Source organism: Pseudomonas sp. GL-RE-26 (assembly GCF_019956275.1).
GTDB classification, from domain to species: Bacteria; Pseudomonadota; Gammaproteobacteria; order Pseudomonadales; family Pseudomonadaceae; genus Aquipseudomonas; species Aquipseudomonas grandcourensis.
On record NZ_JAHBDI010000055.1, the window covers coordinates 195595 to 217901 of the forward strand.

A 22307-nucleotide genomic window follows, 5' to 3' on the forward strand; every position below is an offset into this window, starting at 1 on the left:
TGGGTAAAGCATCCACAGCTCAATGACAACCTGATGACTGCCAGACCCGCTGCGCGCTGTGATGGAGGATGCCGTGACGGCGGGCCAGGGCCTGGCGGTCCTTGCTGTAGCCGCCACCGATTACCCCGACCAGCGGAATGTCGCGGCCCAGGCAATGGCGCATCACGCTTTCATCGCGGGCGGCGACGCCTTCGTCTGTCAGCTTCAGATAGCCCAGGGCGTCGTCCTTGTGCACATCGACCCCGGCGTCATACAGCACCAGGTCCGGTTGGTAGAGCGGCAGTAGGTAGTTGAGTGCATCGTCCACCACCTTCAGGTAGTCGGCATCGCCCATGCCGTTGGGCAGCGGAATGTCCCAATTACTTTCGGCCTTGCGTGCGGGAAAGTTCTTCTCGCAGTGCAGGGAAACGGTCACCGCCTCCGGAGTGTTGTGCAGTATTCGTGCGGTCCCGTCGCCCTGATGCACATCGCAATCGAAGATCAGCACCCGATTCACCCGACCACTTTCCAGCAGGTAATGGCTGATCACCGCCAGGTCGTTGAAGATGCAGAACCCGGCCGGGTAGTCGTAGTGTGCATGGTGGGTGCCACCCGCCAGGTGGCAGGCCAGACCATGCTCCAGCGCCTGCTCGGCCGCCAGCAACGAACCGCCGACCGCCCGCACCGTACGCCGGGCCAGGGCTTCGTTCCAGGGCAGGCCGAGGCGGCGCTGGTCTTCGCGGGATAATTCGCCACTCATGTAGCGTTCGATATACGAAGGGTCATGGGCGAGGGCGAGAATCTCTGCCGGACACAGTTCCGGGCGCAACAGGTCGGCGTCGCGGGTCAGGCCGCTGTCCACCAGGTGATCGCGCAACAGGCGGAACTTGTCCATGGGGAAGCGGTGGTCCGCCGGAAACTCGGGACTGTAGTCTTCGTGATAAATCAGCGGCAGTGGCATGGTCATTTCATGTAGGAATGAGAGAAGGATCCTACCAGCGTTGTAGACTGGCGACATTGAAATGGAGGGGCGGGGCACGATGGAGCCAATACTGGAACTTGAAAGCGCTCGGCTGCTGTTGCGCCAGTGGCGCGACGAAGATTTAGCGGACTTTGCGGCGATGTGTGCCGATCCGCAGGTGATGCGCTATTTCCCGGCAACCTTGAGCCGGCTGGAAAGCGCATCATTGATCGGGCGAATCCGTGGTCATTTCGCCGAGCACGGTTATGGTCTCTGGGCCTTGCAGCGAAAGGACTCTGGCCAGTTCATCGGGTTTACCGGGCTCAACGTGGTCGGATTCGACGCGCCTTTTACCCCCGCCACGGAAATCGGCTGGCGCCTGGCCCGCGAGCACTGGGGCCTCGGTTACGCCAGTGAAGCGGCGTGGACCGCTCTGCGCTGCGGGTTCGACCGCTTGCCGCTGAAAGAGGTCGTGGCCTTCACGACGCAAACCAATCTGCCGTCAGAGAAAGTCATGCAGGCCATCGGCATGCACCATGATCCGGAAAATGACTTCGATCACCCGCGACTCGAAGCCGATCATCCGTTGCGGCGGCATGTGCTGTATCGCATCAGCCGCGAGCAATGGCTGCAAACCTTGCATGGATAACCTGACACGGACGTTTACAATGGCCCTCGTGGGCAGAGTCCAGAAACTGAATCGAGCGTTGCAGCCAAGGCTGCGCGACAATGTTTTGCGTGAGGAGCATCTGAATGAGCCAAGTGTTGGATGATCTGGTCGACCTGCTGACCCTGGAGCCGATCGAAGAAAACCTGTTCCGTGGCCGTAGCCAGGACCTGGGTTTTCGTCAGTTGTTCGGTGGTCAGGTGCTCGGTCAGTCGCTGTCGGCGGCCAGTCAGACGGTTGAAGAGGCGCGCCATGTGCATTCGATGCACGGCTATTTCCTGCGTCCGGGCGATGCCGGGTTGCCGGTGGTGTATCAGGTTGACCGGGTGCGTGACGGTGGCAGTTTCAGCACGCGTCGGGTGACGGCGATCCAGAAGGGCCACCCGATCTTCACATGCAGTGCGTCGTTCCAGTACGACGAAGAAGGCTTCCAGCACCAGACCGAAATGCCGCAAGTGGTCGGCCCGGAAAACCTGCCATCGGAGCTGGAGATCACTCAGCAGCGCGCACACCTGATCCCCGAAAAAATGCGCGAAAAACTGCTGTGCCCGAAGCCGATCGAATTTCGCCCGGTGACCGAGAAAGATCCCTACAACCCGCTGCCCTCCGACCCGGTCAAGTACGTCTGGTTCCGCGCCGATGGGGCTTTGGCCGATTCGCCGGCGCTGCATAAATACCTGCTGGCCTATGCATCGGACTTCGGTCTGCTGGTCACCTCGATGCAACCCCACGGCAAATCGGTCTGGCACAAGGACATGCAGGTCGCCAGCCTTGATCACGCGTTGTGGTTCCATCAGGATCTGCGCGCCGATGACTGGTTGCTCTACGCGATGGACAGTCCGTGGGCCGGCAACTCCCGTGGATTCTCCCGTGGCAGCGTGTTCAACCGCGCCGGACAACTGGTGGCCTCGGTCACCCAGGAAGGCTTGATCCGTCACCGCAAGGATTGGGCATGAGCCTGGCCGACGTGCGTCACTGGGTGTTCGACATGGACGGTACCCTGACGGTGGCCGTGCACGACTTCGCGGCGATTCGCGTGGCGTTGGCGATCCCTGCCGAACACGACATCCTGACCCACCTCGCCGCACTGCCGGCCGAGGAGGCTGCGGCCAAACATGCGTGGCTGCTGGAGCATGAGCGGGACCTGGCCCTCGGTTCGCAACCGGCACCGGGCGCGGTGGAGCTGGTGCGCGAACTGGCCGGGCGCGGTTATCGCCTGGGCATTCTCACGCGCAATGCCCGGGAGCTGGCACATGTCACACTGGAGGCCATTGGCCTGGCCGACTGCTTTGCGCTGGAGGATGTGTTGGGTCGTGATGATGCGCCGCCCAAGCCGCATCCGGGCGGGCTATTGAAACTGGCCGAAGCGTGGAAGGTGCCGGCGAGCGAGATGGTGATGGTGGGTGACTACCGCTTCGATCTCGATTGCGGGCGAGCGGCGGGTGCACGCACGGTGCTGGTGAATCTGCCGGATAATCCATGGCCGGAATTGACCGATTGGCATGCGGCGGATTGTGTTGAGTTGCGGCAGATGCTGTTGGCTTGAAGAATAGGCTGTCTGATCCGACGCCTTCGCGAGCAAGCCCGCTCCCACAATAGGTCTGTGTGGACTCGATATCGAATATCACTAGAGAACCACTGTGAGAGCGAGCTTGCTCGCGATGGCGTCAGATCAGGCACTGCATAACCTACTGCCCAAACAACGCCTTCTGCCCCTCCGGCGATGTAAACATCCCATCCCCGTCATGCCCGACCCCGGGTACTTCAATCAGTTGCTGCTTCAACCCTTGCGGTTGCAGCCGCTTCAGATAATCAAAGTAGTAACGCCCGCGGGCCAATCGATACGGCCCTTGCGCCCTGGCCTCACAGCTCTTGTCCAGCGCCGGATGATTCGGATCGATGTCCTGCTGCCCCAGCAGATAAACAACTTCACGCTTGAGGTAACTTTCCTGCAACTGCGCGGCGGTTTGTCCTTCGGCGTAGGCCGGTAAATCCGTCAGCCCGTACTTCCAGCGATTGAAATTCGGGCAACCGGCGTGGCTGAACGCCACGGGCCGACGCTCATCGAAATAAGCATAGGAGGACGGATTGGCGATTACGTAGCGCACCTGCACGCCGGCCGCATCGAGCTCGGATTGCGCGTGACCGAGCAACGCATAGCGCTGAACCACCTGCGCGCCGCCGGAGTGCCCGGCGATGACGATTTTCTTCACATCCGGAAACTGCTGGCGGTCACCAAGGCGGGCGATGATTTCGTCGAGCGCCGCGTAGGAACTCAGCCGAAACGGTGCCGTGGATTCGCCGCCGGCCATCCATTCATTGCCTTGCCAGCGCAAAACGGAGTCGGCCACCGGATGGACAGCAACATCGGTTTCATTGAGGAATTGCGGGGCGATCACCAGGGTCGTAGCGCTTTGCCCGGCCAGTTCGGCCGCGTGCTCACCGCTCTGCAGATAGGTTTGCGCGTTGCGCAAGCGACCGTGGAGGATGATCAGCACCCGTTCGATTTTTGCCGGGGCGGGGCTGATGCCCACCGCGATTTCACCTGATTTCAACAACAGGCGCCCTGAGCTGAGGTCTTTGACCCCATGCTCGGCGGCCTGGGACGTTGCGCAAGTAAACAGAACAACCAACAACCACTTCTTCATTTACAGATTTTTCGCCGCAAAGGTATCGCACTGGCCAACCTGGCCTTGGGCGAAACCGGTTTTGAACCAGCGCACCCGTTGCGCCGACGTACCGTGGGTGAACGAGTCCGGGACTACACGGCCCTGTCCCCGCTGTTGCAAACGATCGTCACCGATGGCGTTCGCTGCGTTCAGTGCTTCTTCGATGTCGCCCGGTTCCAGCCAGTTCAGGCGCTTCTGCGCATTGTTGGCCCAGACGCCGGCCAGGCAATCGGCCTGCAGTTCCTGGCGAACCAGCAAACCGCCGTCGCCTTCCATTTGCCGGCCTTGTTGGCGCGCTGCCTGAATTTTCGCGGAAACCCCGAGCAAGGTCTGCACGTGGTGTCCGACTTCGTGAGCGATCACGTAGGCCTGGGCGAAGTCGCCCGCGGCGGAAAAGCGTTGGGACATTTCCTGGAAGAACGCCATGTCCAGGTAGACCTTCTGGTCGGCCGGGCAATAGAAGGGGCCGGTCGCCGAGGTGGCCAGACCGCAGGCCGAATTCACGCGGTTGCTGAACAACACCAGGGTCGGGTCCTTATATTGACGGCCGGCCTGCTGGAATATCGCGCCCCAGGTGTCTTCGGTGTCGCCGAGGATCGAACGCACAAATTCCGCGCTCTCATCGTTGGCCGGCGGTGCCTGGCGACTCTGGTTGGTGGCGGGCGCCGATTGCTGCTCCATTTGCCCGGTCAGTTGTCCGAGGATCTGCAGCGGATCCTGGCCGGTGATCCAGCCGATGCCGACAATCAGGAGGATCGCCGTCAGGCTCAAGCCCTTGCCACCGCCAAAACGCATGCCGCCGCCACCGCCGCCGACATCATCGCCACGGGCGTCGACCACGTTGTCGCTGCGTCGGCCTTTTTTCCATAGCATGTGGGAATCCTCTTCTGTTCCGGGTAAAGCTCCGTGCGATGAGTGTTGCTGCCAAGTGGGAGCGGCGCCAGTCCGGTCGTCCGTCTTTTTCTTGCGCACAGGCTGATTCCCGGCACCCCGCGAGGGGCTGCCGAGAACATTGCAGGTTTGTATTGAACACGGATATCCCGTCGAATTCCGTCGTGCGATGGGTTTTTATCGTGAGGGCGATCGCCGGTCCTGCGGATTAGTCGTCGAATGCATCCCATACCGGCGCAAAGTCAGGGCTGACCTGACGCTCGCGTTTGGACAGGTTGGCGATCAAGGCACGGTCTTCATCATCCAGTCGCACATCCAGCGCCGCGAGGTTGGCCAATTGATTGGACTCGCTGCTGGCCTTCGGGATCGCGGCCACGTTGGGTTGATCGAGCAGCCATTTGAGCGCGACCTGGGTCGGTAGTACGCCGTGTTTCGCGGCGATTTGCTGGATGGCCGGAATCTGCGACACCTTGTTGCGCGCCAGTGGCGTGTAGGCTGTCAGCGCAAGATCTTGTTGACGGGCGTAGTTGAGCAGGGCGTTTTGTCCGAGCAGCACGTGGTACTCGACCTGGATCGCCGACAGCGGCGCCCCCAGCTCTTCGACGACTTTGCGTAGCAAGGGCAGTGGAAAATTCGCCACGCCAATGTTGCGCGCCAGGCCTTGCTCCCTGAACGATACCAGGGTTTCTATGGTGCGCGGCAAGTCCCAATCGGTGGTTGGCCAATGGAGCATGAACAGGTCGACGTATTCGCTGCGCAGGGCTTTGAGGCTACGGTCCATGGAGTGGCGCATGGCGTCGGGTTGCAGTTGGTCCCACCAGACTTTGGTCGTGACATGGATCTGCTCGCGGGGTGTCGGACTGTTCGCCAGCGCCTGTCCGACAGCGTCTTCGTTGTTGTAGGCCGAAGCCGTGTCGATGTGCCGGTAACCCAGGGCCAGAGCCTGCTCCACGGCACGGGTGCATTCTTCGCCGAGCATTGGCCAGGTGCCGAGGCCGAGTTTCGGCATGTTCAAACCCTGTGGGTTAACGATGTGCTGCATGGTCGATCTCCTTTTCATACGCAGTGACGCCTGCGATATGGCGCGCAGCGATGTAGCCGAAGGTCAGCGCCGGGCCGAGGTTGATGCCGCCAGCGGGGTAGTGGCCGCCCATGATGCTGGCCATGTCGCCGCCCGCCGCGTACAGGCCGGCGATGGGTTGCGCCGCGTCATCCAGGACCTGGGAGTGTTGGTTCACCTTGAGTCCGGCGAAGGTGCCGAAGCAGCCCGGCTGGACTTTCACGGCATAGAAGGGGCCTTGTTCGATCGGCGCGACGCATGGGTTGGGTTGTTGCCGTGCGTCACCCTGCTTGCGGTTGTAGGGCGTGGAGCCACGACCGAACTGCGGGTCCTCGCCGTTGCGCGCGTGGCGGTTGTAGTTCGACACGGTGGTGCGCAAGCCAACCGGGTCGATGCCGCAGGCGGCAGCCAATTCCTCAAGGGTGTTGCCGGTTTTCAGATAGCCGCTGCGGATGAAGGATGACAGCGGCACCGGAAATGGCCGAGAGATGCCCAGGCCATATCGACGCTGAAAGCCATGGGTGCAGATCAGCCACGACGCCACTTCTTCACCCGGCGGGGCGGCGGCGACCATGGCCGTGACGTAGTCGTAGTAGCCGTTGGCTTCATTGACAAAACGCTGGCCGTTGCTCAGCACACCGATGATGCCGGGTTTGCCCCGCTCGATGATGTGCGGGAAGTGTCCCGTGCTGCCGTCGCTGTGCGGCACCTGCGACACCGGCGCCCAGGCGACGGCGGACGCCATGTCGCTATTGACCCGGGCACCGGCACTTTCCCCCAGGCGCAGGCCATCGCCGCAAACGCCGAGGGGCGGCAAGGCCAAATGCTCATGCCCGGTCGGTGTGCGGGGGAACAGTGCCTTGCGGCGTTCTATGTCATTGGCGAAACCACCCGCGGCGAGCACCACGGCCTTGCGTGCATGGATGCGCACCGAGCCTTTGGTGGTGATGACCACGGCACCTCGTACCTGATCATTCTCGCGCAGCAATCGGCTCACCGGCGCGGATTCCCAGAGCAACACGCCGAGGTCTTCGGCGGATTTCGCCAGGCGTGCCACCAAGGCCACGCCGTTGACCAGTTGCATCGCCCGGCCATGCATGGCGAGGTCAAACAGGTGACGGCTGAAACGCCGCGTAACATGCCAGGCCGCCGACAGCGAACGGGTCAGGTTGAGGAATGCCGTGAGGTCCGCTCCCGCCATGATCGGCATGCCCATGAACGATGTTTCCCGCATGGTTTTGCGCAGGCGCTTGAGCAGTGTGCCGACTTTTCGTGCGTCGTAAGGGGCAGCGATCACCGAGCGTCCACCGGTACCGGCCCCGGGCGTGTCGCCATGAATGTCGGCAATGGCGTTGCCATCGGAAAACTGCAGCGAGGTGTGCTGCTCGAAGAACGACACCATCCGCGGGCCGGCCTCCAGGAAAGCGTCGATCAACGCCGGGTCAAAACGCTCGCCCAGTTCGTGTTTCAGGTAAGTGCGCGGCAGTTCAACGTCTTCGACGATGCCCGCGCGCCGGGCCAGCGGGTTGCAGGGCACCCAGGCCCAGCCACCGGACCAGGCCGTGGCACCGCCGAACACGGGGTCCTTTTCCACCACTATGACTTTCAGCCCGTGCCACGCGGCGGTCACGGCCGCCGACAGTCCCGCCGCACCGGAGCCAACGATCAGCACATCGCAGTCGATGTCGGGAAGAAAGTGCGCTTCGGCAGGCATTGTTTGAACTCCGGTGTTTTATTGTTTTGGAATCTGGTTCCAAAAAATATAAGAATCAGGTGAGAGCGAACAAGTCTGGAGGGCGTAAAGCGGGCGGTTATCGAACGGTCAGTTCCAGATTTCGCATTCGTGCGGTTGTCTTTTAGAATCGAGCAAATTTTGCGTGGAAGCGACCATGGCCGGCAGTCAGATCGAACGTGTTTTCAGTGTGCTCGAAAGCCTCACCAGCGATCCCCGTGGTCTGCCGATGCAGACCCTGGCGGAGCAACTGGACATCCCCAAGAGCGCGACCCATCGCCTGCTGGCCGAGCTGATCCGCCTCGGTTATGTGCGGCAGAATCCGGATAATTTGCGTTATCACCTCTCGACCAAACTGGTGGCGATGGGCTTCCGTTACCTGTCGAGCAGCGGTGCCGACATCGTGCAGCCGGTGCTTGACCGCCTGGCGCAGGAAACCGGCGAACTGGTACGTCTCGGGGTGATCGACGGTGAGCGTCAGACCTGGATTGCCAAGTCCCAGGGCGCGCGTTCCGGTCTGCGTTACGACCCGGATATGGGCCGCGATGCGCCGTTGTTCTACACAGCCTCGGGGCATGCGTGGCTGGCGTGCATGAGCGATGCCGAGGCCTTGTCGCTGGTGGAACGGCAGGGCGCGCAGGTGCCGGAACATGTGGGACCGAACGCGCCGCGCTCGAACATCGAATTGCTCGAACGCCTGCGTCTGGCGCGGGAGCAGGGTTACGCCTGGGTCGAGGAGAGCTCGGCGGTCGGCACTTCGGCGATTGCGGCAGTGGTGCGCCATCTCGCCGATGGACGGGTGATCGGCGTGCTCAGCATCGCCGGACCGAGTGCACGGATGCCGGGGGCGCGGCTGCATGAGCTGGCGCCGTTGTTGCTGGCATATACCGAGGAGTTGTCGGCGGCAAGTTTGGCGTCGGAGTTGTTTGCTTAAGACCCTCGCAAAAAAACCTCTGTAGGAGCGAGCTCTATGTACAGCTTGAGAAGCTGTGCGCTGTTCGAACACTTTCAGGACAGGTCTGTGTAAGAATCTGGAACCAGGTTCTAAATTATTGGAGTTCATCGCTCCAATAACACTCACAAGAGGACCGTATCTTGAATTCGCCACTTCGCATCGCCCTGATCGGTGCTGGCAACATGGGCCAGCAGCACTACCAACATCTGCAATCCCTGACTGAAGCGACGTTGTGCGCCGTGGCCGATCCCGGACCGCAGGCGACCAGTCTTGCGGCGCAATGGGGCGTAGCCTGTTTCGCCGATCATCGTCAGATGCTGGAGCAGGCGAAGCCAGACGCTGTCATTGTCGCCAACCCGAACACGCAGCACGTCAGCACGGCCCTCGATTGCCTCGCGGCCGGCGTGCCGGTACTGCTGGAAAAACCGGTTGGCGTGCACCTGGATGAAGCCAGGGAGCTGGTGGCTGCCTCGAAGGCCAGTGGCGTTCCGGTACTGGTCGGACATCACCGTCGGCACAACCCGCTGATCGCCCGCGCCCACGAACTTGTCCACAGCGGCGCACTGGGTCGGTTGACCACGGTCACAGCGCTCTGGCAGTTGCGCAAGCCCGACAGCTATTTCGAAACACCCTGGCGCCGCGAGGCCGGTGCGGGGATGTTGTTGACCAACCTGATCCACGACCTCGATCTGCTGCGGCACTTATGCGGTGAAGTGCGTCAGGTGCAGGCCATCACCAGCAATGCCATTCGCGGGTTTGCCAATGAGGATTGCGCGGCGGTGTTGCTGCAATTCGACAACGGCACACTGGGCAGCCTGACCGGCTCCGATGCGGTGGCCGCGCCCTGGAGCTGGGAGCTGGATTCGGGGGAGAACCCGGTGTATCCGCGCCATCCTGATCAACCGTGTTACTTGCTGGCCGGAACGGGTGGGGCGCTGAGCATTCCGCAGCTTAAACGCTGGCACTACAACGAAGTCGATGGCGGCTGGCATCAACCGTTGCTGGCAACCCAGGAAAGCTTCAGTGCCGATGAAGCCCTGCGTTTGCAGTTGCAGCACTTCGTGCGCGTTGCGCGCCGGGAGGTCGAGCCGCTGGTGAGTGCCGCCGATGCCGCGCGTACGTTAGCGCTGATCGAAGCCATCCGCGAAGCTGCCGAAACCGGGCGTGCCTGCGCGCCATCCTTGATCGAGGGTTGAGCATGAGCGAGCGTATCTTCTCCCTGGCCAGCCTGACCGTGCTGGAGTTGTCACCACCTGACATGGTCGAGGTCGCCGCGCGGGCCGGTTACAGCCATGTCGGCTTGCGTCTGGTGCCGGCGACCCCGGAGGAGCACCATTTTGCCCTGGTGGCCGACCACGAATTGCGGCGCCAGACCCTGGCGCGTCTGCGCGATACCGGTATTCGGGTGCTGGACGTCGAAATCCTGCGGCTCAAGCCGGAAACCGTCGTAGCCGAGTTCGAAAAGATCCTCGCGGTGGGTGCCGAGTTCGGCGCCAGTGAGTTGCTGGTGGCCGGCAACGATCCGGACGAACAGCGGCTGACGCAGCGTTTTGCCGAGCTCTGTGATCTGGCGGCAGCCTATGGGCTGCACCCGCACCTGGAGTTCATGCCTTGGACCGATGCGCGCAATCTTCAACAAGCCACGCGTATCGTGGAAAACGCCGGGCGTGCAAACGGCGGCGTATTGGTCGACGCCTTTCACTTCGACCGCTCTGGATCGCGGCTGGAAGATCTGGCCAAAGTTGCCCCCTCACGGTTACGGTATGCACAGTTGTGTGACGTCGCAGGACCTCGGCCGGCCAATATGGCGGAGATCTTGCGCCAGGCGCGTAACGAACGGCGTTTCCCCGGCGATGGCGATTGTGACCTGCCGGGGTTGTTGCGCGGTTTGCCGGCTGACATTCCGTTGAGCCTGGAGATTCCCACCGTGCAGTTGCTGGAGCAGGGCGTGAGTGGACTGGATCGGGCGCAGATGGCGCTGGATAAAACCCGGGAGTTGTTGGCGCGGCTGTAATCGGTGCGGCGCACCTGTCTCGGGCAAGCCATGCTCCCACAGGTTCTATGCTGGCTGAGTGGAAGCGTGGTTTGCCCGTGATGCTTTTGATTTCAAGTAAGGAAACCCAATGACCGTCAGCACCCCGCTTTCCGGCGTCAATCAGCCCTTCAAAGGGATCCTGCTGATCGTTGTCGCAACCTTCCTGTTTTCCAGCCACGACGCCTTTTCCAAATACCTCTCCGGTTTCTATCCCATTGTCATGGTGGTCTGGGCGCGCTACGTGGTTCACACCTTGTTGATGGCCGGGATTTTCCTGCCGCAGTCCGGGCTGCGGGTGCTGCGTACCAAACGGCCATTGCTGCAGGTGATCCGGGCGCTGTGCCTGTTGGGCACCAGTCTGTTTTTCACCACGGGGCTGATGTACATCCCGCTGGCCGAGGCCACGTCGGTCAACTTCCTCGCTCCGGTACTGGTCACCGCGCTGTCGGTACCGCTGCTGGGCGAGCGGGTGACGCGGGGGCAATGGCTGGCAGTGATTTTCGGTTTTAGCGGGGTGCTGATCATCGTTCACCCCGGGGGTGATCTGTTTACCCCGGCGGTGTTGCTGCCGTTCTGCTCGGCGCTGTTTTTCTGCTTCTATCAACTGCTGACGCGCAAGCTCAGCGAGATTGACAGCCCGACCACCAGCAACTTTTTCGCAGGCTTGTGCAACACGCTGGTGATGAGTGCGCTGGTGCCGTTCTTCTGGCAGACGCCGAACCTGGTGCATGGCGCGATGATGCTGGCGCTGGGGGCCTGCGGGATGACGGCTCACCTATTCCTGACCCAGGCGTTCCGCCTCGCGGCACCGGCACTGCTGGCGCCGTTCAGCTATTGCCAGATCATCTTCGCCGGTCTCTTGGGCTGGCTGCTGTTTTCCCACACGCCGACACTGACCACCGTGCTCGGCATTGCCGTGATCTGCTGCAGCGGGTTGGTGGCCGCGTGGCAACAAAGCCGCCGCTAAGCTGCGGTAAAACGCAGGCAAAAAAAAGCGCAGACCCGAGATCGGGCCTGCGTCGAGGGAACATCAGTCTTCTATTTTCGGAATCTTGCGCGGTGCCATGAAGTACATCCAGGTCAGCGCAATGAAGTACATCGCCGGAATCATGGTGAACAGCACGGTGTAGTTGTTGTTGGTGACGGTCAGGATGTGGCCGACCAACTGGGTCATGAACATCCCGCCAATCGCCGCACACATGCCGCCGAAACCGAACACCGTACTCATCATGTGCTTGGGCGTGTAGTCCATTACCAGGCTCCAGATGTTCGCGGTCCAGGCCTGGTGCGCACCGATGGCCAGGGAGATGGCGGCCACCGCGACCCACAGGTTGCTGGAGCCGGCCGCCATGATCACGCCGATGATGCAGCAGGCGAACAGGAACATGGACATCAGTCGCGCCTTGATCGGGTTGACGCCGCGACCGATCAGGAACGAGGAAAGGATGCCGCCACCAACGCTACCGAAGTCGGCAGTGAGGTAGATGATGATCAGCGGGATACCCATCTGGGTGACGTTGATGCCCAGGTTGTATTGCTGGTTGAGGAACGGCGGCAGCCAGTACAGGTAGAACCAGAACACAGGCGCCGTCATCGAGTAGGCGAGGGCGAAGGCCCAGGTGCCGCGCATGCGCAGGATTTTCGAGAACGGCACGCGGGTTTGTTCCGGTTCGACTTCGTTCTGGATGTAGTCCAGTTCCGACTGTTTGACGCTCGGGTGGTCTTCCGGATTGAAGTACTTCAGGCCCCAGAACAGCAACCAGATCCCGCCCAGTGCCGACATGCACAGGAACGCGGCCTGCCAGCCCCAGACGTGCAGGATCAGTGGCAGTAGCATGGGGGTGAACATCGCACCAACGTTGGTGCCGGCGTTGAAAATGCCGGTGGCCACGGCGCGCTCGCCGGCCGGGAACCACAGGCGGGTGGTTTTCACGCAAGCCGGATAGTTCGCTGCTTCGGTGAGGCCGAGGATGAAGCGGCAAACCATGAAACCGACCGCCGAAGTGGCCAGGCCGTGGGCACCGGTCGCCAGGCTCCAGAGCAGCACCGCGCAGAAGAACACGCGCTTGACGCCGACCCGGTCGATCAAGCGGCCTTGCAGCACGAAGCCGATGGCGTAGCCGACCTGGAACCAGAAGTTGATGTTGGCGTAGTCCATCGCCGTCCAGCTCATCTCCTTGGCCAGGATAGGCTGCATCACGCCCAGGGCGGCGCGGTCGATGTAGTTAAGGGTAGTGGCGAAAAACACCAGTGCCAGCATGCCCCAACGGGTTTTGCCGACTGCCATGGCGCCGCGGATTTTGTTGCCGATGCCACCGGCAGTGACGTTCATGGCCGGAGCCATGCGTGAGCTTTGGGAAGGAATCATGTGTACCACCCGTTTTTTTGAATTTGTTATTTGGTGTTTTGGACATCGCGGCCGGTGCTGCGTGTCCGGACTTAATGTGAGGACGATGTTGGGCAGTGGACAAAAAATCGTCAATTCGCCAATCACCATTTTGTTCGATAATCGAACACAAAACTAACTGGGTAGTACACTTTAAATTGCTCAATGCATCGCCCAGCTCAATAATCCGCTCACTCTTTTAAAAGCGGCGCAAATTCCCTGTAGCCGAAGCCTCCACCGGGAGCCGAAAACATGCAGCGTTCCATTGCCACCGTATCCTTGAGCGGTACCCTGCCGGAAAAGCTCGAAGCCATTGCCGCCGCCGGGTTCGACGGCGTCGAGATTTTCGAGAACGACCTTCTCTACTACGACGGTAGTCCGCGGGAAATTAAACAGATGTGCGCCGATCTCGGGATCGCCATCACCCTGTTTCAACCGTTCCGCGATTTCGAAGGTTGCCGCCGCGATCGCCTGTCGCGCAACCTGGAACGTGCCGAGCGCAAGTTCGACCTGATGCAGGAGCTGGGCACTGACCTGGTGCTGGTGTGCAGCAATGCATCGGCCGAGTCCATCGGTGATGAACAGATTCTGGTCGACGACTTGCGACTGCTGGCTGAGCACGCCGGGGGACGCGGCCTGCGCATCGGTTACGAAGCGCTGGCCTGGGGCCGGCATGTGAACACCTGGCAACAGGTGTGGAACATCGTGCGTCAGGCCGATCACCCAAGCCTCGGCGTGTTGCTGGACAGCTTTCACACCTTGTCGCTCAAGGGCGATCCAAGCGCTATCGCCGAGATTCCAGGCGACAAGATTTTCTTCGTGCAAATGGCTGACGCGCCGATCCTGGCCATGGACGTGCTGGAGTGGAGCCGGCATTTTCGCTGCTTCCCGGGCCAGGGTGAATTCGACTTGCCGGGGTTCCTCGCGCCGATCATCAAGAGCGGCTACACCGGGCCGCTGTCGCTGGAGATCTTCAACGACGGTTTCCGCGCCGCACCGCCACGGGCCAACGCCGCCGACGGCTTACGTTCGTTGCTGTACCTGGAAGAGAAAACCCGCGAGCGTCTGGCGCAGGAGGCCACGCCTGCGGCCAACTCCGAGATTCTGTTCGAAACGCCCAAGGCCAGTGAGTACAACGGCATCGAGTTCCTGGAGTTTGCCGTGGACGAAAGCCTCGGCGCCAAGCTCGCCCATTGGCTGGAGCGGCTGGGCTTCGTCAAGGCCGGGCAGCATCGTTCCAAGAGCGTCAGTCTGATGCGCCAAGGCGATATCAACCTGATCCTCAACTCCGAGCCTTACTCGTTCGGCCACAGCTTTTTCGAAGCCCACGGCCCATCGTTGTGCGCTACCGCCGTGCGGGTCAAGGACAGCGCCAGCGCGCTGGCCCGCGCCGTGGCCTACAAGGGCCAGCCCTATCGCGGGCTGGTGGGCCCCAATGAACTGGAACTGGCGGCGGTGCGTGCGCCGGATGGCAGCCTGATCTATCTGGTGGACCAGGATGCCGACGTCTACGGCACCGACTTCAATCTGCTGGCGGATGCGCCGGTCAGCGGTGGCCTCAAGCGCATCGACCACATGGCCATGGCGCTGCCGGCCGACAGCCTCGACAGTTGGGTACTGTTCTATAAGAGCCTGCTGGATTTCGAGGCGGACGATGAAGTCGTGCTGCCGGATCCTTATGGCCTGGTGAAGAGCCGTGCCTTGCGCAGTCGCGACAGTTCGATCCGCCTGCCACTGAACATTTCCGAGAACCGCAACACCGCGATCTCACATGCGCTGTCGAGTTATCGCGGTTCCGGTGTGCATCACATCGCGTTTGATTGTGATGACATCTTTGCCCAGGTCAGCCGTGCAAAAGAGGCGGGCGTGCCGCTGTTGGATATCCCGCTCAACTACTACGATGACCTGGCGGCGCGGTTCGATTTCGACGACGAGTTCCTCAGCGAACTGGCCTACTACAATGTGTTGTACGACCGCGATGCTCAGGGCGGTGAGCTGTTTCATGTGTACACCGAGCCGTTCGAGGGGCGATTCTTCTTCGAGATCATCCAGCGTAAAAACGGTTATGCCGGCTACGGCGCGGCCAACGTCGCGGTGCGCCTGGCGGCCATGGCCAAATCCCGTAGCGGCGCATTGCGCCAGGCGAAGTTGTAGGAAATTCGTAAACGCGGGATTAAACGTGGGCCGCGCGGCTTCCTTCACCGTGCCGCGCAGCCCATAATCGCCAGCCTGTGCAGTGATGGCCGTGAGCCCGCAATGACAATGACTTCAGAACTCCCCGCAGCCTCCGTAGAACCTGGTATCGAGCCGCGCAAGAGTCGCAAGAACAACCCGGAAAAGACCCGCGAAAACATCCTGCAGGAGGCGATCGTCGAGTTCGTCCAACAGGGGCTTTCCGGGGCGCGCGTCGATGCCATCGCCGAGCGCATCCACACCTCCAAGCGCATGATCTATTACTACTTCGGCAGTAAGGAGCAGCTCTACGTCGAGGTGCTGGAGAAACTCTACGGCGATATCCGCAACACCGAAAATCGCCTGCACCTGGCGGAACTGGCGCCGGTCGAAGCCATTCGGCGGCTGGTGGAGTTCACCTTCGATCACCATGATCGCAACGTGGATTTTGTGCGCATCGTCAGTATCGAGAACATTCACAACGCCGAGTACGTGAAGCGCTCCGATGCGATCAAGGCGATGAACAACACTATCCTCGATTCACTGGGCGAGATTCTGCGCCGCGGCGCCGAGCAAGGGCTGTTCCGTACCGGTCTTGATCCGCTGGATGTGCATCTGCTGATCAGTTCGTTCTGCTTCTATCGCGTCTCGAACCGCCACACCTTTGGTGAGATTTTTCAGATCGACCTGCCGGATGAATGCATCAAGCAGCGTCATCGGGAGATGATTTGCGAGTCGGTTCTGCGGTACCTGCAAGCCTGAGGCGTGGTGAGGGGGTTGCCCCCTCACCTCAGTCATTCAGTCATTCATGCTCTGGAAATGTTCAAGCATCCGCTGGGCATCCGGCACCACGCCGCTGAACAACTCGAACGCCTTCACCGCCTGAAACACCGCCATGTTGCCGCCGTCCAGCGTCCGGCAACCGAGGGCGCGGGCGTTGCGCAGCAGTTCGGTTTCCAGCGGGAAGTAGACGATCTCCGCTACCCACAGTTCGGCCCGCAGCAGCTCCACCGGCACTGGCATGCCTGGCAGCTTTTTCATACCCATCGGCGTGGTGTTCACCAGGCCGTCAGCTTGGGCCATGGCGTTGGGCAGGTCATACCCGGCCACCGCTCGAGCGACGCCGAAATGCTGATTGAGATTGTCAGCCAGATCCTGGGCGCGGCGGATGTCCACGTCAAAAATGCTTAGCTGTTGTACGCCTTCGCTCAACAACGCGTGGGCCACCGCTGCACCTGCGCCGCCGGCGCCCATTTGTACGACACGTTCAACGGCAACGCCCTTCAAGCCCCGGCGAAAACCCTCGGCAAAGCCCAGGCAATCGGTGTTGTGGCCGATGCGTTTGCCATCCTTGAGCACCACCGTGTTGACCGCACCAATACCGCGGGCCTCCGGCGAGAGTTCGTCGAGCAGCGGGATGATCGCTTGCTTGCATGGAAAGGTGATGTTCAGCCCGGTGTAGTTCATGCGCTCGGCAGCCATCAACAGGTCGGGCAGGGCGTTGCTGTCGAGCTTCAACTGATCAAGATCGATCAGGCGATAGAGGTAGCGCAGTCCCTGGGCATCGCCTTCATGCTCGTGCATGGCTGGTGTGCGGGAAGCCTGGATGCCGGCGCCAATCAGCCCGGCCAGTATCACGTGGGTCTGAGTCACGGCGAGCACCCCTTCAAACGATGACTGAAGTGTTCCAGCGCCAGGCGATAGCCATGACTGCCAAAACCGGCCATCACCGCCGTTGCAATGGCGGATACGAACGAGTGGTGGCGGAAGGGCTCGCGGGCGTGCACGTTGGACAGGTGGACTTCGATCACCGGCAGTTCGCTGGCGACCAGGGCGTCGCGGATGGCGACCGAGGTGTGAGTCCACGCGGCAGGATTGATGACGATCCCGGCGCAGCGACCGCGGGCGGCGTGAATCCAGTCGAGCAATTCGCCTTCATGGTTGGTCTGGCGAAACTCCACTGCCAGGCCAAATTCTTCGGCGCTACGTGCGCACAGGGTCGAAATGTCTGCCAGGGTTTCGTGGCCGTAAGTCGCCGGTTCACGGGTGCCGAGCAGGTTCAGGTTCGGGCCGTTGAGCACCAGAACGATAGGGGACATCGGAATCTCTCCACTTATTATTTTTGGAATCGGCCGAGGATCCCGGCCTGTGGAGATAAATTGTACTAACTAGTTAATTTGGTCAATTGGAGTGAAGGCACGCTGACGGGTTGTGGGCGGTGATCGGACACTTTCGGTGTTCAGCGCGGCAAATGCTCCACCAGAAAATCAATGAACGCCCTCAAGCGTAGCGGTACATGGCGACTTTGCGGGTACAGCAAGGTAAACGGCCGGGAGCGCCCGCCATAGGGCTTGAGCACTTCCACCAGCGAGCCGTCGGCCAGTTCCTTTTCCACGATAAAACGATAGGTCTGAAACAACCCCGCCCCGTGTTTGGCCAAGGTGACACCGCCCAGTACATCGTCGGAACAACTGAGGCTGCCCTCGGCGAGAATTTCCCGGGGTACGCCTTCATCGTTGAACAACCAGGCAATACGCCGGCCGCTGCTGGGCAATTCGTACTGAATGCACTCGTGGTTTTCGAGGTCGTCGAGGGTTTGCGGAGTGCCGGCCCGTTTCAGGTAGTCGGGGCTGGCGATCATCACCAGGGCAGCATCTTCCAACGGGCGGGCGATCAGGCCGGAATCCGGGATGGCTCGCACGCGAATCGCCATGTCGTAGCCTTCGCCGACGAAATCGATGTTGCGATTGCTGATGTGCGACTCGACCTTCACCGCCGGATAGCGCGCCCGAAATTCGGGCAACAAAGGCAGGATTCGATGATGCGCGTAGGTGGTCGGAATACTGATGCGCAAGGTGCCGGACGGCACTTGCTGCTGGCCCATCACCTCGCGCTGGGCCTCGATCAGTTGCGCCAGGGCCAGGCGGCACTCCTCGTAATAGCGACGACCACTGTCGGTCAGCTTCACGCTGCGGGTGGTGCGCGCAAACAGACGCACGCCCAGGCGCTCCTCCATGCGCGACACCGAACGGCTCACGGCAGCTGGGGTGACACCCGCCACCAGCGCCGCGGCAGTAAAACTGCCGGCCTCGGCGGCCAGGCAAAACAGCTCAATGCTGCCCAACTGAAGATCTTCGAATTGTCGCTGCATGATTGATTACACCGGGGATCAGATGAAGTACCTGGATTAGTATTTATCAGGTGCCAGCGCCGTAATGAAAGGATTTCTTACCATTGCGCGCGGTGTTCCGCAGGGCTGGGTAACGGCAGGACACTAGTCTGAGGACGGAAGAAGTGATTCGACGGCCATTGCCAACGGTCGGATTTTCCAGAGAATGTCGAATCCTCGGATTCATTAACCTAACGGATGGGTTAGCATGAAGGTATGCAATTACAAAGGACTGTCGGTAGTGATCATGTTGCGAGACGAGCATTGTCCGCCTCATGCGCATGTGGAGGCCGGTACGTGGAGTGCGAGATTCAGGTTCTGCTTTTGGCACAACGGTGTCGAGCTCTGGGATGTAGTTCCGCTTTCGCGTCGGCCACCGTTGGCGGTGCTTGAGGGATTGCGCCAATCGCTCCAGCAACCTGCCCATTTGCGGCGCGCCCGGGGCATCTGGTGGCGAAAGTTACAAACGGCCTGTCTTGATAATCAATTGTGGGACTGGCAAAGCAACGAAGTCGTTGTGGTGAAAAGGGTTGTCAGTACCACCAACATGATTGGATCGGCTTGCTACGAACCCGAATCGAACAAGACGTTGCTGTCCCTGATAGGCACACAGGAAGGTGTGGAGATCGAGTTATGAAAACGATAAAAGCCAAGGTTCAGGCCGATAATCCCGTAACGGAAAGTAGCCTGGACAAAGCCATTGAACGTGGCGAATTACGTAGAAAAAATAGCCTGCAGGCGACAGCGGTTACCTACCAGCCCCCCTGCCTGGCTGTCAGCTTCGAAGACGGCAGCGGCGTATTGTTGCCCGTGGCCAACTATCCGGAGTTCGATGATTTTGAGGGCGGGGACTTCGCCAGTCTGACTGTCGGCTATGCGGGTACTGCCCTATGCCATGAAGGCAAGGACCTGCATGTATCCATCGCCGGGATGATTTCTGCGAGCAAGTCGCTGATGGCCATGGCGGCCTCGGTCGTCGCTTCGCGCAATGGTCGTCAGAGCAGCGCCGCAAAGTCTGAAGCCGCGCGGGCCAACGGCAGGAAAGGCGGGCGCCCGCGCAAGGTCGATGTTGTCTTGTAAACGCCCACAAAAAAGCCGTCGTGAAGACGGCTTTTTTGTGCCTGGCAGGCGCCATCAACGCCGGGTCAGCATCACCCCGGATTCCATGTGATGGGTCCACGGGAACTGGTCGAACATTGCGCATCGGGAGATGCGGTGGGTGTCGTGCAGTTGGGCGATGTTGGCCGCCAGGGTCTCCGGGTTGCAGGAGATGTACAGGATGTTGTCGAAGCGCCGGGTCAGCTCGCAGGTGTCCGGGTCCATGCCGGCACGGGGCGGGTCAACGAACACGCTACCGAACTCGTAGCTCTTGAGGTCGATGCCATGCAGGCGCCGGAACGGGCGCACTTCATTCAGGGCTTCGGTCAGCTCTTCAGCGGACAAACGCACCAGGGTGACGTTATCCACAGCGTTTTCGCTGAGGTTGCTCAAGGCCGCGTTGACCGAAGTCTTGCTGATTTCGGTGGCCAGCACCTTGCGCACGCGGGTGGCGAGCGGCAGGGTGAAGTTGCCGTTGCCGCAATACAGCTCCAGCAAATCATCGGAGCGATCGCCAAGCGCATCGTATGCCCAGTTGAGCATCTTCTGGTTCACCGTGCCGTTGGGCTGGGTGAACGCGCCTTCGGGCTGGCGATAGCTGAAGGTGCGGCCGCCGACTTCCAGCTTCTCGACCACGTAATCGTGACCGATGACTTCGCGTTTGCCCTTGGAGCGGCCGATGATGCTGACGTTCAAGTCGGCCGCGAGTTTCGACGCCGCCGCATGCCAGTGCTCGTCCAGCGGGCGGTGATAGCACAGGGTGATCATCGCATCGCCGGCCAGAGTGGTCAGGAACTCCACCTGGAACAGCTTGTGGCTCAGGGGCGCACTCGCTTGCCAGGCTGCCTTCAGCTGCGGCATCAACTGATTGATGCGCAGGCTGGCAATCGGGAATTCTTCGATCAGGATTGGCGTGCGTTTGTCTTCCTGGGAAAACATCGCGTAGTGACGCTCGCCGGCCTCGCGCCACAGGCGGAACTCGGCGCGCAGGCGGAAGTTTTTCAGCGGCGAATCGAAAACGGCTGGCTCCGATGCATCGAACGGGGCCAGCAGGTCACGCAGACGCGTGACCTTTTCTTCGAGCTGAACGGCATAGGCCTGGGAATCAAAAGTCATGCGTTGAACCAACCCAGCTTGATCACGAACAGAATCGACAGGATCACCAGCGCCGGGTTCAGCTCACGGCCGCGACCGGACATCAGCTTGATGGCGGTCCAGGAAATGAAACCGAAGGCGATGCCATTGGCGATGGAGTAAGTGAACGGCATTGCCAGCGCGGTGATCACCACAGGCGCGGCGACGGTAATGTCGTCCCAGTCTATTTCGGCCAGGCCGGATGTCATCAGCACGGCGACGAACAGCAGTGCCGGTGCAGTGGCGAAGGCCGGAACGCTGGCGGCCAGTGGCGAGAAGAACAGCGCCAGCAAGAACAGGATCGCCACCACGACGGCGGTCAGGCCGGTGCGGCCGCCGGCACTCACGCCGGCGGCAGATTCGATGTAGCTGGTGGTGGTCGAGGTGCCCAGCAGGGAACCGGCCATGGCGGCGGTGCTGTCGGCGATCAGCGCGCGGCCCATTTTCGGCATATGGCCGTCTTTGCCCATCAGGCCGGCGCGCTTGGCCACACCGATCAGAGTGCCGGAGTTGTCGAACAGGTCGACGAACAGGAAGGCGAAGATCACGCTGACCAGACCGATGTCCAGCGCACCCTTGATGTCCAGTTGCAGGAAGGTCGGGGCGAGGGACGGCGGCATCGACATCACGCCGCCGAACGGGGTGAAGCCCATGACGATCGAAACGATGGTCACCACCAGAATGCCGATCAGCACCGCGCCGCGCACGGCAAGGGCTTCGAGGGCGACGATCAGGGCAAAACCGAGGGTGGCGAGGATCGGAGCCGGTTGTTTCAGGTCACCGAGGCCGACCATGGTCGCCGGGTTGCTGACCACGATACCGGCGTTGTGCAGGGCGATCAGTGCCAGGAACAAGCCGATGCCGGCGGCAATCGCCGAGCGCAGCGGCAGCGGGATGCTGTTGATGATCCATTCACGGATGCGGAAGATCGACAGCAGGAAGAAGCACACTGCGGAGATGAACACCGCCCCCAGCGCCACTTGCCAGGTATGGCCCATGTGCAGGACCACGGTGTAGGTGAAGAAGGCGTTCAGGCCCATGCCCGGTGCGAGGGCGATCGGGTAGTTGGCGATCAGGCCCATGGTCGTCGAGCCGATGGCGGCGGCCAGGCAGGTGGCGACGAACACCGCGCCCTTGTCCATGCCGGTCTCGCCGAGGATGCTCGGGTTGACGAACAGAATGTAGGCCATGGCCAAAAAGGTCGTGACACCCGCCAGAATCTCGGTCCGCACGTTGGTGTTGTGTGCCTTGAGTTGAAACAGCCTTTCCAGCATGTCTGCTCCCCGTGGCGCGCCGGGCGCCGTGAATGTATCGACCTCAACAGCAAAGCACAGGCAGCAGAACGCGCCTGGAAATTACTGTGGGCCGGAAAAAGCCGCGCATCATACCAGTAGCTTGG

General features: G+C 61.1%; 22 protein-coding genes. 11 read left to right on the forward strand and 11 right to left on the reverse strand.

The window, feature by feature from the left end; genetic code table 11:
* Positions 1 to 19: 19 nt before the first annotated feature.
* Entirely contained in the window at positions 20 to 940 is a 921-nt protein-coding gene (locus tag KGB07_RS25015; RefSeq protein WP_223466826.1) for a histone deacetylase, read from the reverse strand.
* A gap of 79 nt (positions 941 to 1019) precedes the next feature.
* Between KGB07_RS25015 and KGB07_RS25020 the strand changes: the two genes are divergently transcribed.
* From KGB07_RS25020 to KGB07_RS25030, 3 genes are all read left to right on the forward strand, one after another.
* Positions 1020 to 1589 (forward strand): GNAT family N-acetyltransferase, encoded by a 570-nt coding sequence (locus KGB07_RS25020; RefSeq protein ID WP_046041725.1) that lies wholly within the window; start codon positions 1020 to 1022, stop codon positions 1587 to 1589.
* Positions 1590 to 1693: 104 nt separating this feature from the next.
* Positions 1694 to 2563 (forward strand): acyl-CoA thioesterase II, encoded by an 870-nt coding sequence (gene tesB, locus KGB07_RS25025; RefSeq protein WP_046041726.1) that lies wholly within the window; start codon positions 1694 to 1696, stop codon positions 2561 to 2563.
* Entirely contained in the window at positions 2560 to 3153 is a 594-nt protein-coding gene (locus KGB07_RS25030) for an HAD family hydrolase (protein ID WP_046041727.1), read from the forward strand. Before tesB ends, KGB07_RS25030 begins: the two co-directional genes overlap by 4 nt.
* Positions 3154 to 3295: 142 nt before the next feature.
* Here the strand turns inward: KGB07_RS25030 and KGB07_RS25035 are convergent, their stop codons facing one another.
* The 4 genes from KGB07_RS25035 to KGB07_RS25050 form a co-directional block, all read right to left on the reverse strand.
* Positions 3296 to 4255: an alpha/beta hydrolase gene (locus KGB07_RS25035; protein WP_046041728.1), complete on the reverse strand. Its 960-nt coding sequence runs from the start codon at positions 4253 to 4255 to the stop codon at positions 3296 to 3298.
* Positions 4256 to 5149 carry a neutral zinc metallopeptidase gene (locus KGB07_RS25040; RefSeq protein WP_223466827.1) on the reverse strand — a complete coding sequence of 298 codons (894 nt, stop codon included), beginning with the start codon at positions 5147 to 5149 and terminating at the stop codon, positions 4256 to 4258.
* A 226-nt stretch (positions 5150 to 5375) separates the two neighbouring features.
* Positions 5376 to 6209: an aldo/keto reductase gene (locus KGB07_RS25045; RefSeq protein WP_223466829.1), complete on the reverse strand. Its 834-nt coding sequence runs from the start codon at positions 6207 to 6209 to the stop codon at positions 5376 to 5378.
* Positions 6193 to 7941 carry an FAD-dependent oxidoreductase gene (locus tag KGB07_RS25050; RefSeq protein ID WP_046041731.1) on the reverse strand — a complete coding sequence of 583 codons (1749 nt, stop codon included), beginning with the start codon at positions 7939 to 7941 and terminating at the stop codon, positions 6193 to 6195. The genes KGB07_RS25045 and KGB07_RS25050 overlap by 17 nt, the downstream gene beginning before the upstream one ends.
* A 175-nt stretch (positions 7942 to 8116) precedes the next feature.
* On the opposite strand from KGB07_RS25050, the gene KGB07_RS25055 reads away from it, so the two are divergent.
* From KGB07_RS25055 to KGB07_RS25070, 4 genes are all read left to right on the forward strand, one after another.
* Positions 8117 to 8893, forward strand: coding sequence for an IclR family transcriptional regulator (locus tag KGB07_RS25055; RefSeq protein ID WP_046041732.1), 777 nt, complete (start codon positions 8117 to 8119; stop codon positions 8891 to 8893).
* Between the two features lie 161 nt (positions 8894 to 9054).
* The gene (locus KGB07_RS25060; protein WP_223466830.1) at positions 9055 to 10110 is read left to right on the forward strand and encodes a Gfo/Idh/MocA family protein; all 1056 of its coding nucleotides are present in this window, start codon (positions 9055 to 9057) and stop codon (positions 10108 to 10110) included.
* Between the two features lie 2 nt (positions 10111 to 10112).
* Positions 10113 to 10928, forward strand: coding sequence for a sugar phosphate isomerase/epimerase family protein (locus tag KGB07_RS25065; protein WP_223466831.1), 816 nt, complete (start codon positions 10113 to 10115; stop codon positions 10926 to 10928).
* Positions 10929 to 11037: 109 nt separating this feature from the next.
* Positions 11038 to 11916: a DMT family transporter gene (locus KGB07_RS25070; protein ID WP_046041735.1), complete on the forward strand. Its 879-nt coding sequence runs from the start codon at positions 11038 to 11040 to the stop codon at positions 11914 to 11916.
* A 63-nt stretch (positions 11917 to 11979) separates the two neighbouring features.
* Here KGB07_RS25070 and KGB07_RS25075 read toward each other — a convergent pair whose 3' ends face one another.
* Positions 11980 to 13317, reverse strand: coding sequence for an MFS transporter (locus tag KGB07_RS25075; protein ID WP_046041736.1), 1338 nt, complete (start codon positions 13315 to 13317; stop codon positions 11980 to 11982).
* Between the two features lie 270 nt (positions 13318 to 13587).
* Here KGB07_RS25075 and quiC point away from each other — a divergent pair, with 270 nt between their 5' ends.
* Positions 13588 to 15489 carry a 3-dehydroshikimate dehydratase QuiC gene (gene quiC, locus KGB07_RS25080; protein WP_223466833.1) on the forward strand — a complete coding sequence of 634 codons (1902 nt, stop codon included), beginning with the start codon at positions 13588 to 13590 and terminating at the stop codon, positions 15487 to 15489.
* Between the two features lie 102 nt (positions 15490 to 15591).
* Positions 15592 to 16269 carry a TetR family transcriptional regulator gene (locus KGB07_RS25085; RefSeq protein WP_046041738.1) on the forward strand — a complete coding sequence of 226 codons (678 nt, stop codon included), beginning with the start codon at positions 15592 to 15594 and terminating at the stop codon, positions 16267 to 16269.
* A gap of 36 nt (positions 16270 to 16305) precedes the next feature.
* Here the strand turns inward: KGB07_RS25085 and KGB07_RS25090 are convergent, their stop codons facing one another.
* From KGB07_RS25090 to KGB07_RS25100, 3 genes are all read right to left on the reverse strand, one after another.
* Positions 16306 to 17160: a shikimate dehydrogenase gene (locus KGB07_RS25090; RefSeq protein WP_046041835.1), complete on the reverse strand. Its 855-nt coding sequence runs from the start codon at positions 17158 to 17160 to the stop codon at positions 16306 to 16308.
* A complete protein-coding gene (aroQ, locus tag KGB07_RS25095) occupies positions 17157 to 17606 on the reverse strand; it encodes a type II 3-dehydroquinate dehydratase (protein ID WP_046041739.1) in 450 nt (149 codons plus the stop codon). The genes KGB07_RS25090 and aroQ overlap by 4 nt, the downstream gene beginning before the upstream one ends.
* A 140-nt stretch (positions 17607 to 17746) precedes the next feature.
* Entirely contained in the window at positions 17747 to 18658 is a 912-nt protein-coding gene (locus tag KGB07_RS25100) for a LysR family transcriptional regulator (protein ID WP_046041740.1), read from the reverse strand.
* 226 nt (positions 18659 to 18884) lie between these two features.
* On the opposite strand from KGB07_RS25100, the gene KGB07_RS25105 reads away from it, so the two are divergent.
* Together KGB07_RS25105 and KGB07_RS25110 are read left to right on the forward strand one after the other, a co-directional pair.
* Positions 18885 to 19313: a hypothetical protein gene (locus KGB07_RS25105; protein ID WP_046041741.1), complete on the forward strand. Its 429-nt coding sequence runs from the start codon at positions 18885 to 18887 to the stop codon at positions 19311 to 19313.
* Entirely contained in the window at positions 19310 to 19756 is a 447-nt protein-coding gene (locus KGB07_RS25110; protein WP_046041742.1) for a DUF2442 domain-containing protein, read from the forward strand. The genes KGB07_RS25105 and KGB07_RS25110 overlap by 4 nt, the downstream gene beginning before the upstream one ends.
* 54 nt (positions 19757 to 19810) lie before the next feature.
* Here KGB07_RS25110 and trmA read toward each other — a convergent pair whose 3' ends face one another.
* Positions 19811 to 20890: a tRNA (uridine(54)-C5)-methyltransferase TrmA gene (gene trmA / locus KGB07_RS25115; RefSeq protein ID WP_046041743.1), complete on the reverse strand. Its 1080-nt coding sequence runs from the start codon at positions 20888 to 20890 to the stop codon at positions 19811 to 19813.
* Positions 20887 to 22182 carry an NCS2 family permease gene (locus KGB07_RS25120; RefSeq protein WP_046041744.1) on the reverse strand — a complete coding sequence of 432 codons (1296 nt, stop codon included), beginning with the start codon at positions 22180 to 22182 and terminating at the stop codon, positions 20887 to 20889. Before KGB07_RS25120 ends, trmA begins: the two co-directional genes overlap by 4 nt.
* Positions 22183 to 22307 lie beyond the last annotated feature (125 nt).